This window comes from Paraburkholderia tropica (genome assembly GCF_014171495.1).
Taxonomy (GTDB): domain Bacteria; phylum Pseudomonadota; class Gammaproteobacteria; order Burkholderiales; family Burkholderiaceae; genus Paraburkholderia; species Paraburkholderia tropica.
Genome location: NZ_CP049135.1, coordinates 245,246 through 260,255 on the forward strand (window position 1 = coordinate 245,246; position 15,010 = coordinate 260,255).

A 15,010-nucleotide genomic window follows, 5' to 3' on the forward strand; every position below is an offset into this window, starting at 1 on the left:
GCTGGACGTGAAAGCCGCATCGCAACAACGCCGTACCCTGAGCTTCAAGGATGGTCTTCTCGAAATCAAGAAGAGCATGGGGATGGGCACGGGACAGCCGCCCGAAGAACAGGCGCAGTCGCCGCAAGGCAAGTCCTCGCCCAAGGGCGCGCAGGGCCCGCGTCGTGGGCAGGGTGCTTCGGGCCACAAGGGTCCGAAGGGTCCGCGTCCGGCCGGCACGGAAGACGCGCGCGCGCGCGGTCCGCGTCCGGCGCACGGCAAGCCGCAAGGCAAGCGCGCCGAGGGCGGCGCGCCCGCCGACGGCAGGCCGCAAGAGGGCAAGGGCCAGCAGGCCCGCCCGCAGCGCGGTCCGCGCGACGGCGAGCAGCGCCAGGGCGCGCGTCCGGGGCAAGGGCAAGGTGAGGGCCGTGGCCCGCATCGTCAGCGTCCGGCGCGTGCGCAACAACCGGCGGCGAATCTCAGCGAAGCCGACAAGGCGCGCATCGAGCGCAACCGCCAGCTCAACACGGTCTGGAACGTTTTTGCGAAGCTCTATCCGACCTTCCGCGAGCGTCTGCCGCTCAAGATCGGTGTCGTCGAGGATCTGGTCGCCGCGCACCCGGATTACGAGCGCACGCTGATCGTCGCCGTGCTCAAGCGCCACGTGAACCATCCGCGTTACCACGAGCGCGTGGCCGCGGGCGGTCCGCGTTACGAACTGGACGGCACGGCGTCGGAAGGCCCGGGCATCGATCCGTCGCATATCGGCCGCGCCAACGCCGCGCTCGCGCGCCAGAAGGCCAAGGCCGAGGCGCAAGCCAAGCCGCAGGACGCAGCCGCACCGGCGGCGCCTGCTGCCGGGCAGACGGGGGAAGCGGCGGAAGCCGTCGAGTCGGCTGAAGCGCAGGCTCCGGCCCCGGCAGTCGAAGCGCAAGCCGCCGAACCGGCTGCGCCCGAGTCCGCGCAAGCACCGGCCGCGCCGGCTGCAGAAGGGGACACGCCCGCCGCGAACGCCTGAGCGCGTCGGCCGCCGCCCGCGCGCGGCGGCCATCCCGTTTAGCGATCCCGAGCCGGTCCGCGCCATGCCGCGCACCGGCTCGCTTCGTTGCGACGTCGGCGCGCGGCATCCGGTCCGCCACGCGATGCGGACTTCCCGGCGGTCATACCGTCACGATTGCCGCGCCTCGCCATGAATCTACGCCAGCTCGAACACGTGATCGCCCTCGCCGAAGAGGGCAGCTTCGCGCGCGCCGCGCAACGCGTCCATTTGAGCCAGCCCGCGCTGAGCCGCAGTATTCAGACGCTCGAAGACGATCTCGGCATGGCGCTGTTCGACCGCACGACGCGCGAGGTGCAGATCACGCCCGCGGGCGAGCTGGTGGTGCGTCGCGCGAAGAAAGTGCTGTTCGAGGCGCGCTGCCTCGTGCGCGACGTCGATCTGCTGCGCAATCACGACATCGGTGCGGTGAGTTTCGGCGCGGGGCCGTATCCGGCGGCCATGCTGCTGCCCGCCGCGCTCGACGCGCTCGCGCATCATCATCCGCAACTGCGCATCAACGCGGTCGTCGACAACTGGAAAAACCTGCTCGACGCCCTGCACGCCGAAACGCTCGATTTCCTGATCGTCGATATTCGCGGCACCCAGCCGACCAGCGAGGTCAACGTGATGACGCTGCCGCGTCATCAGGCGGCCTGGTTCGTGCGCGAGGGGCATCCGCTCGCGGGCCGTGCCGGGCTTGATGCGCACGAGTTGCAGGCGTATCCGGTCGTCTCCGTGCCGTTGCCCGATCCGATGCACGAGGCGCTGCGCAAATGGCTGCGTTACGCGCCGAATCACGCGCTCGAATTTCATCTCGTCTGCAACGATGTGAACGTGTTGCAGGAATACGCGCGCAAGACCGACGCACTCCTGTTGCTGACCACTCACGCCATGTGGAATCCGGCGCGCATGGCGGGCCTCGTGCCGCTCTCGCTGCCCACGCGCTCGCCGCTGTGGCTGCAATTCGGCATCGTCCATCTCGCGGGGCGCACGCTGTCTCCCGCCGCTGAACAGGCCATCCGCGCGTTTCAAAGCGTCGCCGCCACGTCTCGATAATTCCGCCGGAGCCGGCGCTGCGGGGGCTGCGTCAATGCGCCCGCATTCATGCGTTCGATCTATTGATTCGATGCAAATTATGCAGTTGTATTATTGATTGGCGCATCGTCCAATGTCCCGGATGCGGCAGACGAGGCGACCGGCGCTGGCCGGCCGTCCACAAAAAAGCCGCGAATGGAGACGCAATGACGTTCGAGACGCACGCTCGCGCCCAGCGATGGTTAATCGTCGCCGGCCTGTTTTTCTTTCTCGCCATCAATTTCGCCGACAAGGCGCTCATCGGTCTCGCCGCCGAGCCCATCATGCGCGAGCTCAATCTCACGCACGGGCAGTTCGGCCGCATCGCCGCCAGTTTCTTTACGTTGTTTTCGATCTCCGCGTTGCTGGTCGGGCTGCTGTCGAATCGCGTGAAAACGCGCTGGCTGCTGCTTGCGATGGCCGTCACGTGGTCGATTTCGCAGGTGCCGCTGCTGCTTTACGCCGCGCCCGCCACGCTCGTGCTGTCGCGCGTACTGCTCGGCGCGAGCGAGGGGCCCGCGTTTCCGGTCGCCGTGCACGCGCTCTACAAGTGGTTTCCCGATCGCGAACGCGCGGTGCCGTCGGCGCTGCTGACGATCGGCGCGTCGTTTGGCGCCGGGCTGATCGCGCCGCTCATCACGACGGTGATCGTGGCCTTCGGCTGGCGCGCGGCGTTTCAGTTGCTCGCGGTCGTGGGCCTCGTGTGGAGTGCGCTGTGGCTATGGATCGGCAAGGAAGGGCCGCTCGGCGGCCATGACGACGCACGCGCCGTCGCGACGCAGGGCGGCGCCGGCGCTATCTACCCCGAGCGGATTCCGCTGCGCGCGCTGCTGCTGTCGCGCACCTGTATCGGCAGCGATCTCGCGGGCTTCGCGGCCTACGTGATCCTGACTGTCGCGACGGTGTGGCTGCCGAGTTACCTCGTGCGCGTGGCGGGCTATTCGCTCACGCAGGTCGGCTGGATCGTGGTGCTGCCTGCGTTCGGGCAGATGGTCAGTTCGCCGCTGCTGAGCTGGTGGTCGCAGCGGCTGATGGCGCGCGGCGTGTCGAGCCGCCATGCGCGCGGCACGCTCGGGGCGGTGGCGGTCGTGGCCTCGGGTATCGCGCTGGTGCTGATGCCGCGTCTTGGCGCCGGGCCGCTGCTCATCGCGACGGTGACGGTCGGATTTTCGCTCGCGTCGTTCACGTTCGTGAGCGGCATGACGCTCGCGGGCGAGATCGTCCCCGCCGCGCAGCGCGGTGGCGTGCTAGGCATCAATATCTGTATCGCGACGCTCGGCGGTCTCGTCACACCCGCCGTGATCGGCTATGTGATCGATCACGCCGCCAGCCAGGCCGCCGGTTTCCAGACGGGGATGCTGCTCGCGGGCGCGTTCGCCATTGCTGCGGGGCTGGTCGCCGCCGTGCTGATTCATCCGGAAGCCGACCGCGAGCGTTTCGCCGCGCGTGCTCGGCACGAACAGCGCGAACAGCAAGCGCAGATGGCGAGTCCGCTGGTGTCGGGCGAACGCTGAAAAGCTGGGGGCGATGCGGAAAGCGCGCTCGCCTTATCGTAGATACAAAGGATTCCGAAATTATTTTGGGACGCAGGAAATTCGCTATGTATACGCAGGCAATGAGTCGAATCGATCCGCGAGCGAGGTCCGATGAAGATCCCGTCGTCGCGCTGGTGAAAATGGCGGCGGGGCCGCTCGCGCTCGCACGCTATCCGGTCGTCGAAGTGATGCGCACGTGCGCGCTGCACACGCAGCCGCATTCGCGCAGTCCGCTGCGCGCGCCGTTCAACGCGCTCTATGCGAGCGACCGCCGCTGGACGCATGAGGACCGCGACATCGTCACGCCCGCCAACGACTTTCTCTATCTGAATGCGTGGATCGATCTTTCGAACGGTCCTGTCGTGCTCGACCTGCCGGCGGTGGAGAGCACGCGTTATTTCGTGATCGAATTGCTCGATGCCTTCACCAACAACTTCGCGAATCTCGGGCCGCGTAACGTGGGGACGCGCGGCGCGCGCGTCGTGCTGCATGCGCCGGGGCAACAGCCGACGGGCGACGGCACGCCGGTGACCTGTCCCACCGCGCTGGTCTGGCTGCTCGGCCGCGTGCTGGTGCAAAGCGACGACGACCTGCCTCGCGCCCGTGACGCCGCGCGCGCGTTCCGGCTGAACGGGCCGGTCTGCGCGGGGCCGCAGTGCGTGCGCGACTGGCAGGAAAGCGGCGACGACGCGCTCGACTTCTTTCAGCACGTGTTCGATGCGTTCGCCGATTTGCCGCCACGCGCCGACGAGGCCGCCGCCTTCGGCATGCTCGTGCGCGCGGGACTGCGCGAGCACGGACGGACCGACGTGCGTGCGCTGCCCGAAGCCGTGCAGCACGGCCTGCGCCTCGCCTATGCCGACGCGCAACGTCTGCTGCTCGCGTTCACGCAAAGCCGCACGCGCCGCAACTGGGTCTATAGCCTCGAACTCGGGCGCTACGGCCATGCGCATCTGCTGCGCGCGTGCATCGCCATGAAGGGGCTGGGCGCGCTCGCCTCGGAAGAGGCCGTCTATGCGACCGCCGATTTCGACGATGCGGGCGAGCATCTGCACGGCGCGCGCCGCTATAGCCTGCATTTCGCGCCGGGCCAGTTGCCGCCCGTCGATGCCTTGTGGTCGCTGTCGCTCTATGGCGCCGACCGTTATTTCGTCGACAACCCGATCCCCCGTTACGCGATCGGCGACCGCACGCCGGGGCTTCGCTACGACGCCGATGGCGGACTGCGTATCGCCATCCAGCACGAAGCGCCTGCCGATCCGCACGCGAACTGGCTGCCCGCGCCGCCTGACGGCTTCTATCTGATCCTGCGTTTCTACCATCCGCAGGCCGCGTTTCTCGAAGGGCGCTACGCGATTCCGCCGGTGCAAAACGTGTCGCCGGTGAACGCCTGACGTCCACGCCATTCTCTTTGCTTCAATCCGCCATGAATACTCCGACTGTCTCATCCGCTTCGTTTGTCGAACCCGCCGCCGCGTGCGCTGATCTTGTCGATCTCGCCGTCGAGGGCGTGCAGTTCGCACTGCCGCTCTACGAAATGGCGCGCATGTTGTCCGCGACCTGTCCGCGCGTCGAGGGCCACGACGCCGATGCCACCGCACGCTGGGCCAACGCCTGGCTGCACACGCGTCAGTTGCTCGGGCCGCAGCATCGACGCGTCGTCACGCCGAACAACGACACGCTCTATTCGAGCGCGTGGCTCGATTTGCGCGGCGGGCCGCTCGTGATCCGCGTGCCGGCCATGCACTCGCGCTACTACGTGCTGGGCCTGCTCGACATGTACACGAATCCGTTCGGGTATATCGGCAGCCGCACGACCGGCGGCGAAGCGGGTGCGTTCTTCGTGCACGGGCCGACGTGGCGCGGCGAGGCGCCCGCGGGCATGCGCTCGCTCGCGTGTCCGACCGATACGGTCTGGGTGATCGGCCGAATTCTCGTCGATGGCGCTGACGATCTGGCGGCGGCCGTGCTGTTGCAGGATCAGTTGTCGATCGAACGGGCGCCCGGCGGCACGGCGCCGGTGCCGACGCGTATCGACGCGTGGTTGCCGCCGCAGGAACGTCCCGGCGATGCGGCGCGCTTCGCGCAGGTCGTGAACCGCGCACTCACGGAAAACCCGCCGCCCGCCGCTGCGATGACGAGCCTCGCACGCTGGCGCGCGTGCGGTATCGGTGCGGATATTGCCACGCTCGACGCCGCGCAAACCGACGCGCTCGCCCGCGCGATTGCGCAGCTCACGCGCGAACTCGCGAGCGCGCCGCCGCTCGCGCTGGGCGGCGGCTGGGCGCTGCCGGTCGATGTGCGCGAAACCTTCGGCGACGACTATCGCGAGCGCGCGCAGGTCGCGCTCAGCTACATCGGCGCGCTCGGCATCGAAGAAGCGATGTACATCACCGCCGATTGCGATGACGATGGCGCGCTGCTCGATGGCCGCGAATCGTACGTGTTGCACTTTGCGCCCGGCCAGGCGTTGCAGGTCGAGGCGTTCTGGTCGCTGACCGCTTACGAGCGCGCGACCTGCATGCTGGCCGAGAATGCCATCGGCCGCTATTCGCTGGGCGACCGCACGCGCGGTCTGCGTCTCGACGACGACGGCGGCTTGCGGATCGCGATCTCGGCAAACGAACCCGCCGATCCGGTATTGCGCGCAAACTGGCTGCCCGCGCCGCCGGAGCGGTTCTATCTGGCGCTGCGCCTGTACGTGCCGCGCGCGGTGCATCTCGAAGGGCGTTACGCGTATCCGCCGGTGGAGCGGCAGCGCGGTTGAGCGGATCAGCGATCGCGCGAACGTGACTGGTAGCGTGCGGCGTCGCGTGCGCTTGAGGTGTCGGTGGAAGATGCGGTCTGTGCGCCCGATGCACCCGATTGCGCAGACGCTGCCTGCGTCGAGGATGCCACGCTCGCGCTCGCCGTAGCGGTCGCACCGGCCACCGTCTTCGCCGCGAGCGTCGCCGAAAACGCACCCGTGTACGCGGCGCTTGCGCTCGCCGCGTCGGCATCGACGACATGCGGGGCGCTCGCGCTGTCGAGCACGTGACTGAACTCCATCGCGCGTGCGCGGATCTTCTGCGCGTAGGCTGTCGAGCCGCCGTAGTTTTTCATCGCCGCGTCGAGATCGCCGCCGGCGTCGCGCTTGTAGCCATAGAGGATTGACGAGCCCACATCGATATTGACGTCGGGATCGGTGAGGTCCTTGTTGCGCAGCAGATTGCGGTGCGCCGAGGGCACGACCTGCATGAGTCCGGTGGCGTTGTTCGCGCCACGCGCCTTCTCGCGAAAGCGCGACTCGATCGAAATGATGGCGAGCAGCACCGCGGGCGGCAGCGAATATTTCGCGGCGGCCGTGGTCACGGCCTCAGAAATTTGCGCAGCCTTTTCCTTCGCCAGCCCGAACTTCTGGGTGAGGTAGGTGGGGAGCTTCTGTTTGTCCTCGGGGGCTGTTGCTGCGCCGCTGCGGTTTGCACGAAGCCGGGCAGCAAGGCGAGCAGGCAGAGTAACCGCCTCATGGCCGGTCCATATCGCGAAAAAATGAGTGAACGATCGACTGGCGCACAGTATAACCGCCCAACAAAAAAAGACAGCCGGGTTGTGGCCCCGGCTGTCTTTCGGTTTTTAACGCAGCGGCATGTACCGCGCGCAGGCTCAGTCCGCTCAGTCCTTCTTGACCGATGCCTGATAGATTTCGTCGATACTCGCGGCCAGCGCGGCGTCGAACTCCGCGTCGCTCATCTGCTTCGTGAGGTCGTTGATCAGCGCGCGTGAAAAGCTCGCGATCATGCCGTGGTTGTGCGTGAGGCGCTCGCAGGCGTCGCTGCGCGAATAGCCGCCCGACAGCGCGACCACGCGCACCACGCGCGGATGGTCGATCAGCGGCTTGTAGAAGTCAGGCGTGTCGGGAATCGTCAGCTTGATCATGACGTCGCTCGATGCGGGCAGGGCGTCGAGACCCTCGAGCAGCGAGTCGCGCAGCAGCGCTTCGGCCTGCGCCTTGTCGGGCGCCTTGATCGACACTTCGGGTTCGAGGATCGGCACGAGTCCGTGTGCGCTGATCTGCGCACCCACTTCGAACTGCTGCTTCGCGATGGCCGCGATGCCCTCCGGCGAGGCGCGCTCGATCGTGGAGCGCATCTTGGTGCCGAAAATGCCGGCTTTGCGGGCACGTTCGAGCAACGCGTCGAGGCCCGGATTCGGCTTCATGAGGCGCACGCCGTTGGCTTCGGCTTCGAGGCCCTTGTCGACCTTGAGGAAAGGCACCACGCCACGGTCTTCCCAGAGGAACGCGGGCACGGGCTTCCCGTGCGCCTGGCCGTCCATGGTCTGCTCGAACAGAATTGCGCCGATCACCTTGGCGCCCGTGAACGCGGGCGCGCTGATGATGCGCACGCGCATCTCGTGCATGAGGCGGAACATGGCCTCGTCGCCCTGATAGTCGCTCTCGGGAATGCCGTATTGCCGCAGCGCGCCCGGCGTGGAGCCGCCGCTCTGATCGAGCGCGGCGATGAAGCCCGGTTTGTCGCGCATCTGCTGCAGCATCGTGTCGTTGGCCATCTTCATTTCTCCCGAAAAAAGGCGCCGGGTGCGGCGCGGTTACCTGGAGCCCGGCGGTCGGCCTTGCGGGCATCTGCGTTCCGACGAGTGTACTGGCGCTGCGTGACAGCGTCTCGCCGAACTGCGCATTGGCCGTCCGTTACCGAACCCATGAGTCGATTCCAAAGGCGGGAAGCAAGCGCGATGCCAGCCCCCGGTAAATTCTTGCCGATCCGCTTATTACGGACACTTTTCCCGGCTCAGTACAAACGTGCATTGAAAAGACGGAATAAGACCTGGCATAAATTGCGTTGAGGTCATTATGGGGCCGATTATTTGTCGCATTCGAATGGAAGCGGACTTTCGCGGATTCGAATGCGCGCATGCGCGATGCCAGTGACTCACGTCAATAAGCCGGAAGAGTCGAATAATCATTGCGCGCGCCACGTTGTTTGCTGGTTGCTGTCGGGCTAGTATCGGCCGTGCAGGCGAAAGACCGGCTTTCGGCTTTCACGATATGATTTTTATCAGCTGGGTGTCGCGGGGTTTGTCCGTATTTTTGCCCGTATTTTTTGTCCGTATCGCCGGTTCATTTGTTCAGGTTTCAGATAACGCTGCTGCATTTTGCATAAACCGGCATGTATACCGGGTGTGTGCAAATTAGTCATCGAATGCGCGACACGAAACACTGCGCAGGCTCTTTTTTTGCAAGGCGGGTTTATTCGGCGTCTGTTTCATCACCGTCGCGCCCACCTGCGCGCCATGCGAACTTTTACGACAATCGGAAAAAGAACCATGAAAAATCGCATCCTCGTGGGCGCACTCGCCCTGGCTGTCGCGTCGGCTGTCGCGTCGTTCACGCAAGGCGCGGCAGCGGCACAAGCCCAGTCAGCCGGCGCGGCGCAACCGCATGCGGCCGCGTTGCCGCCGGGGCCGGTGGCCGGCTACGCGATGTCCGAAGCGTATGCGCGCACCCTGGCGCGCAATCTTTACGTCTGGGCCTGGCCCATGACGAATATCTACAACCGCCTGCTCGCGGCGCGTCAGGTGCCTTCGCCGGGCCTGAACGGCGGCATCGTGCCGCTCGCGCCGCCCAATCGCCTGTCGATGCTGCATGACTATATCGAGCCGGCCGAGCGCTTCGTGGCGTGTCCGAATCAGGACGTCGTGTACGGTTCGGCCGTGGTCGATCTCGACGCTTCGCCGGTGGTTGTGCAGGTGCCCGACTTCGGCGGCCGTTTCTGGGTGATCCAGGCCGTCGACACGCGCACCGACAGTTTCGCGAGCCTCGGCAAGATGTACGGCACGAAGCCCGGCTTCTATCTGCTGGCCGGTCCGAACTGGAAGGGCAAGGTGCCCGCAGGCATCCAGCACGTATTCCGCTCGCCTACCTCGGTCGGGCTTGTGATTCCGCGCGTCTTCATGGACGACACGCCCGAGGACCGCAAGGCGATCCAGTCCACGATCGCGCAGATCGGCGTGTATCCGCTCGCCGATTTCGACGGCAAGATGAAGCGCACCGACTGGTCCGCGCTGCCGCATTTCGGCAAGGATGGCGGCGGCGGCGACGCGGAAATCCGCTTTGTCGAGCCCGAGAAGTTCTGGGACGAACTCCCGCTCGTGCTCAAGGCCACGCCGCCGTTGCCGGGCGAGCAGGCGCTCTACGCGCAGGCCGAGGCGCTGCTCGCGGCCGCGCGTCAGGATCCGGCGATCAAGGCGGCGATCGTCGACGAAGCGAAAAAGGCCGACACCGAAGTCGTCGCGCCGATGTTCAACTTCAACAGCTTCGGGCACGCGCTGAACGACAACTGGCACACGATCACCAACGGCGCGGCATTCGGTACGGACTACTACACGCGCGCGGCGGTCGCCAAGTCGAACATCCTGGTCAACAAGAGCAACGAGACCAAATACTTCTATCTGGACGCCGACGCGAGCGGCCAGCGCCTGAATGGCGCGCATGCCTACACGGTCACGTTTCCGAAGGGCAAGCTGCCGCCGGTGAAGGGATTCTGGTCGCTCACGCTGTACAACGAGCATCACTTCTTCTCGCCGAACGACATCAAGCGCTATTCGGTGGGCACGAAGAACAAGGACCTCAAGCTCAACGAAGATGGCTCGCTCACGATCTACATCCAGAGCGCGCCGCCCGAAGGCGACAAGCGCGCGAACTGGCTGCCGGCTCCCGCCGGTCAGGACTTCTCGCTGTACGTGCGTGCCTACTGGCCCGAGCCCGCGGCGCTCGACGGGTCGTGGACGCCGCCGCCGGTGCGCGCCACCAGCGCCACGAATCCGTAATCGGCGCACGGAGGAGACGGATGACGACCTTGAACACTTCCCTGCGCGGTCTCGCGCTCGCGGTTGCGCTGGCGACGCCCTGCATGACGTGGGCGCAAGCCGCGCCTGACACGGCACCGGACGCCGCACCTGTCGCCGCGCGCTATGGCGAACTCGCGAATCTGCCGTTCCCCGGCGGCTTTCCGGCGCCCCAATCGGTCCAGACGCTGCAAGACGAATGGCTGTTCCAGCGCGCGGTCCAGACGTATATCTGGGCCATTCCCGCGCTCAACGTGTACGCGATGAAGGAAGGCTCGGAACGCAAGTTCGGCGCGGGTTACAACGTGCTGCCGATCTTCAAGGAACGGCTCGACGCGCGCACGCAGATCACCACGCCGAATTCGGACGTAATCTACGCGCTCGGCTATCTCGACGTGGGCAAGGACGGCCCGATGGTGATCGAGGTGCCGCCCGGCCTGCAAGGCATTCTCGACGACTTCTTCCAGCGCCCGATCTGCGGGCCGAAGCTCGAAGGCCATGTGATGTGCGGCGACGTCGGCCTGCCCGGTCCCGACAAGGGCAAGGGCGGCAAATATCTCGTGCTGCCGCCGGGCTACGACGGCCCGGTTCCCGAGGGCTATTACGTCTATCGCTCGCGCACGAACGGCGTGTTCGTGTTCTGGCGCGGCTTCTTCAAGAATCCGAAAGCACTCGCGCAACCGGTCGGCGTGCTGGAGCAGACGAAGATCTATCCGCTCGGTCAGCAGGCGAATGCGAAACCCATGCAGTTTCCCGACGCGTCGGGCGTGCCCATCAACATGCTGTATCCGACCGATGGCAGCGCGTTCGACATGCTCTCGCGTTTCATCGACAGCGAGTATCCCGATCCCGCCGACATGGAAATGCGCGGCATGGCCGCGAGTCTCGGCATCGTCAAGGGGCAGCCGTTCAAGCCGGACCCGCGCACGCGCAAGATCCTCGACGACGCCGCGCGCACGGCCGCGAAGATGGCGCGCGTGATTGCCGTCGCGCCGCCCGCGAACACCTATGCGCAGAAGTGGTATCCGGACCGGCAGTGGCTCAACGTGTTTCCGGGCAATGCGGAATTCACGTCGCCGACCTTCAACTACATCGACATTCGCACTGGCTTCTTCACCTACGCGTACTCGGCAAGCCCGGGCATGGCCGTCAGCATGGTGAACGTGGGCGCGAAATATCCCACGGCGTTCAAGGACGCGCAGGGCCGTTTCCTGACGGGCGAGCACACCTACAAGCTGCATCTGCCCGCGGGCATTCCGGCGCATATCTTCTGGTCGGTCGCGGCCTACGACGCGTGGAGCGCGTCGGGATTGCAGAACGGCCAGGCGTTCCCGTCGATCAACACGATGGACGAGCCCGCGAAGAACGCCGATGGTTCGATCGATATCGTGTTCGGACCGAAGCAGCCCGCCGACGTCAATGTGAAGAACTACATCCGCACGCTGCCGGACAAGGGCTTTTTCGTGATCCTGCGTTTGTATGGCCCGACGCAGCCGTTCTTCGACAAGACCTGGAAGCCCGGCGACATCGAACGCATCGACTGAATCGATAAACCCAGCATAAGAAAAGCGGCCCGCAAGGGCCGCTTTTGCCTTTAACGGAGTGAAGCGGTTTAGAAGCGATGCGTCATGCCGACCGCGCCCATCGCCTGCTTGGTGCCGCCTTCGGTCACGCTCACGCCCGGCCAGCTCACCGTGGCCGTGCCGTTGTTCTTGAAATAGCCCGCGCGCGCATACAGGCTCGTACGCTTCGAAATCCAGTGATCGATGCCGATCTGGAAACCCGGCGTGTTGTCGTGCGCGCCGCGCACGTTGCGATAGAGCGCAGCAAGCTGGATTTCGTCGATGGAGGTGGCCTGAATCGTCGCGCCCACTTCGGCGATGCTCATCGAGTGCGCGGAGCCGAGCCGCGCGGTGAACGAACCCGGCGCAGGTTCGCCCTTCGGCCGGTTATACGAGTAGTTCGCCTGCAGATTGACCGGGCCGATTCGATACGCGAGCGCGGCAACGAAGTGCTCGGTGTTCATCAGGTCGATCGAGGCGGGCAGCGATGCGTAGCGCGCCGTGCCGCTGTGCTGGTAGACGTACGCGAGCCCCGCGTAGAGCCCGCCGCCCGTGAAGTTCACGCCGAGGTTCAGCGTATTGCCGAACGTCGACGGCACCGGTTGCGTGACCGTTTCCGAAAAACCGTACATGGTGTAGAGCTGCACGCCGCCGATCCGCGGCGTCTGATAAAGCACGGAGTTGCTCAGGCGCGCCGAGTCGTACTGCGTCGACAGCGTGTTGCGATCGACGGCCAGCACGTAGGACGCGAATGGCGAGAGCCCTTCGTTGACCTTGAACGGATCGGTCGGATACACCACGCGGAAGCTCGAATCGTACTGACGGCCGAACGAGAGCGAGCCGTATTTTTCGTGCTTCAGGCCCACCCATGCCTGGCGGAAGAAGAGCTTGCTGGTGTCGGCGTAGAGTCCACCGTTGTTGAGGTTGAAGCCCGTTTCCACGTTGAACTGCGCAATCAGGCCGCCGCCCAGATCCTCGGTGCCTTTCAGGCCGAACAGCGAACTCGTCGAGCCGCCGCTTTTGAGCGCGACGGTGTTCTTGCCATCGTTGCTCAGGTACTGCATGTAGGTATCGGCGACGCCGTACAGCGTCACGCCCGATTCGGCGGCCGCCGCGCCGCTTGCCGCCACTGCGAGAGCAATCCCACACCACCCATGCCTGCGCACGCGCATGTCTGTCTCCTCTTTATTTATGTAAGCATCATGAAATTAGAATGACCGTGCTAATTAAAGGGGCGTCGAAATTAGCTGTCCACTGCATTCTTTTCATGAGGAGATTGCAAAGCGTGCATGAGAAAGACGCACCGGTGTGCGTCTGCGGCCGGGAGCACATCCTGGCGTGAGGTGCAGGGCGAGGAAGACAGGTGCGGCATCCAAAGCCGGCGCATACATCGCGCGCGGGGGAGCGCTTTGCCTGTGGCGCGCTGGCCGCGACCCGCGCGCCACAGATGGCGTTAGACGATCACCTGCGATTGCGCCGAGCGGTTGCTCGCGAGCAGCGTGGAGAGACGGCGCAGCGCGGCCTGAAGCTGGCTGCGGTCGGCGGTGGCGCCCAGCGAGATGCGGATCGCGTTCGCCGTGCCGGGGCCTTGCTCGAACGCCGTGGACGGCGCGACCGCGAGGCCCTCGATGTTGGCCGCCGCCGCGAGATCGCGCGCCTGCCAGTAGCTCGGCAGCGCGTACCAGAGATGAATGCCTGCGCCCGCCGACGAGCCCAGCGTCTGCGCGGCCATGCGCTGGCGTTCGTGCGCCTCGGCGCGCACGCCGTCGAAGATGCGCGCGGCCGTGCCGTCGGCGATCCACTGCATCGCGAGCGCGTTCGTCAGCGGTGCGGCCATCAGCGAAAACGTGCGCAGCGCGGCCAGGAAGCGCGCGTGCGACGCCACGTCGGGCATCACGAGGAAGGCCGTGCGCAGACCGGGCGAGAGCGTTTTCGAGAGCGTCGAGAGATAGCAGACCTGCGACGGCGCGAGGCGCGCGAGCGGCGGCGGGGCGTCCGGGGCGAAGCGCCAGTAGGGATCGTCCTCGACGATGCGCACGTCGTAGCGCGCCGCCACGCGCAGGATCTCGCGGCGGCGCGACTCGGGCATGGTCGCGGCCGTGGGATTCTGCAAGGTCGGATTGAGATACAGCAGACGCGCGCCGTGCGAGCGGCAGGCGGCTTCGAGCGCGTCGGGGCGCATGCCGTCGGCGTCGGTGTCGATGGCTTCGAGGCGGCGCCCGAGTTGCGCGACGGCGTGCGGCAAGCCCGGATAGAGCAGCGGCTCGGCGAGGATCGTGTCGCTGGGCGAGGTGAACGCGACGAGCAGCGCCGCCAGCGCGGCCTGCGCGCCGGGGCAGACGGCCACGCGCGCGGGATCGACCGGCCCGAGCGCCGGCGCGAGCCAGTTGGCGGCCGCCGTGCAGTCGGCCGCGCCGCCGCCGCCGACGTGATAGGTCATCAGCAGGTCGGCGTCGCTGCGCAGCAGCAGGCGCGACAGTCCTTCGCGCAGCAGCGCGTTGGTGTCGATGCCCACGGGCGGCGGCGGAATGTTCATGCTCAGATCCACCCGCTGCGCAAGCTCCGCGCGCGGCGCGGACACGAAGGTGCCGAGCGGCCCGCGCGCCTCGATCAGCCCGCGCCGCCGCGCCTCGTTGAACGCGCGCGTGATCGTGGTGAGATCGACGCCGAGCAGATTCGCCAGCACGCGCTGCGCGGGCACGCGGTCGCCGGGCGCGAGCGTGCCGTCGGCCACGGCGCGCTCGATGAAGTCGACGAGCTGCACATAGCGCGGACCGCTGCCGCGCGCGAACGCCGATGCCCACGGCGAGGCGGCGGTATCGGTATCCGGGTTGGAGTCGGCGTCGTTCCGGGTGGGTTGCGTCATAGGGCCTTGCGTCATCCTGCCGCACATGTATGTGTCATGTCTTACTCTAGCATGCGGACACGAATCGCGTAAATCCATACATATGGTGCATGTATGGCCACTGCCGCGGCGG

At 66.2% G+C, this 15,010-nt stretch carries 11 protein-coding genes; 7 read left to right on the forward strand and 4 right to left on the reverse strand.

Annotated elements, in window-relative coordinates; all coding sequences use genetic code 11:
* Positions 1–7: 7 nt before the first annotated feature.
* The 5 genes from G5S35_RS15845 (at position 8) to G5S35_RS15865 (ending at position 6,394) form a co-directional block, all read left to right on the forward strand.
* On the forward strand, positions 8–997 hold the full coding sequence (locus G5S35_RS15845) for a ProQ/FINO family protein (protein ID WP_183039192.1): 990 nt from the start codon (positions 8–10) through the stop codon (positions 995–997).
* Positions 998–1,168: 171 nt separating this feature from the next.
* A complete protein-coding gene (locus G5S35_RS15850) occupies positions 1,169–2,074 on the forward strand; it encodes a LysR family transcriptional regulator (protein WP_065065738.1) in 906 nt (301 codons plus the stop codon).
* A 185-nt stretch (positions 2,075–2,259) separates the two neighbouring features.
* A complete protein-coding gene (locus G5S35_RS15855; protein WP_110328182.1) occupies positions 2,260–3,606 on the forward strand; it encodes an MFS transporter in 1,347 nt (448 codons plus the stop codon).
* 86 nt (positions 3,607–3,692) lie between these two features.
* Positions 3,693–5,021, forward strand: coding sequence for a DUF1254 domain-containing protein (locus G5S35_RS15860; protein WP_237181419.1), 1,329 nt, complete (start codon positions 3,693–3,695; stop codon positions 5,019–5,021).
* A 32-nt stretch (positions 5,022–5,053) separates the two neighbouring features.
* Entirely contained in the window at positions 5,054–6,394 is a 1,341-nt protein-coding gene (locus G5S35_RS15865) for a DUF1254 domain-containing protein (protein ID WP_183039193.1), read from the forward strand.
* 5 nt (positions 6,395–6,399) lie between these two features.
* Here G5S35_RS15865 and G5S35_RS15870 read toward each other — a convergent pair whose 3' ends face one another.
* Positions 6,400–6,978, reverse strand: a complete 579-nt coding sequence (locus tag G5S35_RS15870; RefSeq protein WP_420874530.1) for a transglycosylase SLT domain-containing protein — start codon at positions 6,976–6,978, stop codon at positions 6,400–6,402.
* 300 nt (positions 6,979–7,278) lie between these two features.
* Complete coding sequence (locus G5S35_RS15875) at positions 7,279–8,175, reverse strand: fructose bisphosphate aldolase (protein WP_183039194.1); 897 nt, start codon at positions 8,173–8,175, stop codon at positions 7,279–7,281.
* 774 nt (positions 8,176–8,949) lie between these two features.
* Here G5S35_RS15875 and G5S35_RS15880 point away from each other — a divergent pair.
* The gene (locus tag G5S35_RS15880) at positions 8,950–10,452 is read left to right on the forward strand and encodes a DUF1254 domain-containing protein (protein WP_110328179.1); all 1,503 of its coding nucleotides are present in this window, start codon (positions 8,950–8,952) and stop codon (positions 10,450–10,452) included.
* Positions 10,453–10,472: 20 nt separating this feature from the next.
* Positions 10,473–12,014, forward strand: coding sequence for a DUF1254 domain-containing protein (locus tag G5S35_RS15885; RefSeq protein WP_110328178.1), 1,542 nt, complete (start codon positions 10,473–10,475; stop codon positions 12,012–12,014).
* Between the two features lie 68 nt (positions 12,015–12,082).
* Here the strand turns inward: G5S35_RS15885 and G5S35_RS15890 are convergent, their stop codons facing one another.
* A complete protein-coding gene (locus tag G5S35_RS15890; RefSeq protein WP_065065742.1) occupies positions 12,083–13,204 on the reverse strand; it encodes a porin in 1,122 nt (373 codons plus the stop codon).
* A 281-nt stretch (positions 13,205–13,485) separates the two neighbouring features.
* A complete protein-coding gene (locus G5S35_RS15895) occupies positions 13,486–14,898 on the reverse strand; it encodes an aminotransferase-like domain-containing protein (RefSeq protein ID WP_110328177.1) in 1,413 nt (470 codons plus the stop codon).
* Positions 14,899–15,010: the final 112 nt, after the last annotated feature.

Bases quoted from the DNA above. Each gene is read 5' to 3' on its own strand.
- G5S35_RS15895 (WP_110328177.1), bottom strand. From the start codon at position 14,898: ATGACGCAACCCACCCGGAACGACGCCGACTCCAACCCGGATACCGAT.
- G5S35_RS15875 (WP_183039194.1), bottom strand. From the start codon at position 8,175: ATGGCCAACGACACGATGCTGCAGCAGATGCGCGACAAACCGGGCTTC.
- G5S35_RS15855 (WP_110328182.1), top strand. From the start codon at position 2,260: ATGACGTTCGAGACGCACGCTCGCGCCCAGCGATGGTTAATCGTCGCC.
- G5S35_RS15865 (WP_183039193.1), top strand. From the start codon at position 5,054: ATGAATACTCCGACTGTCTCATCCGCTTCGTTTGTCGAACCCGCCGCC.
- G5S35_RS15890 (WP_065065742.1), bottom strand. From the start codon at position 13,204: ATGCGCGTGCGCAGGCATGGGTGGTGTGGGATTGCTCTCGCAGTGGCG.
- G5S35_RS15860 (WP_237181419.1), top strand. From the start codon at position 3,693: ATGTATACGCAGGCAATGAGTCGAATCGATCCGCGAGCGAGGTCCGAT.
- G5S35_RS15885 (WP_110328178.1), top strand. From the start codon at position 10,473: ATGACGACCTTGAACACTTCCCTGCGCGGTCTCGCGCTCGCGGTTGCG.
- G5S35_RS15850 (WP_065065738.1), top strand. From the start codon at position 1,169: ATGAATCTACGCCAGCTCGAACACGTGATCGCCCTCGCCGAAGAGGGC.
- G5S35_RS15880 (WP_110328179.1), top strand. From the start codon at position 8,950: ATGAAAAATCGCATCCTCGTGGGCGCACTCGCCCTGGCTGTCGCGTCG.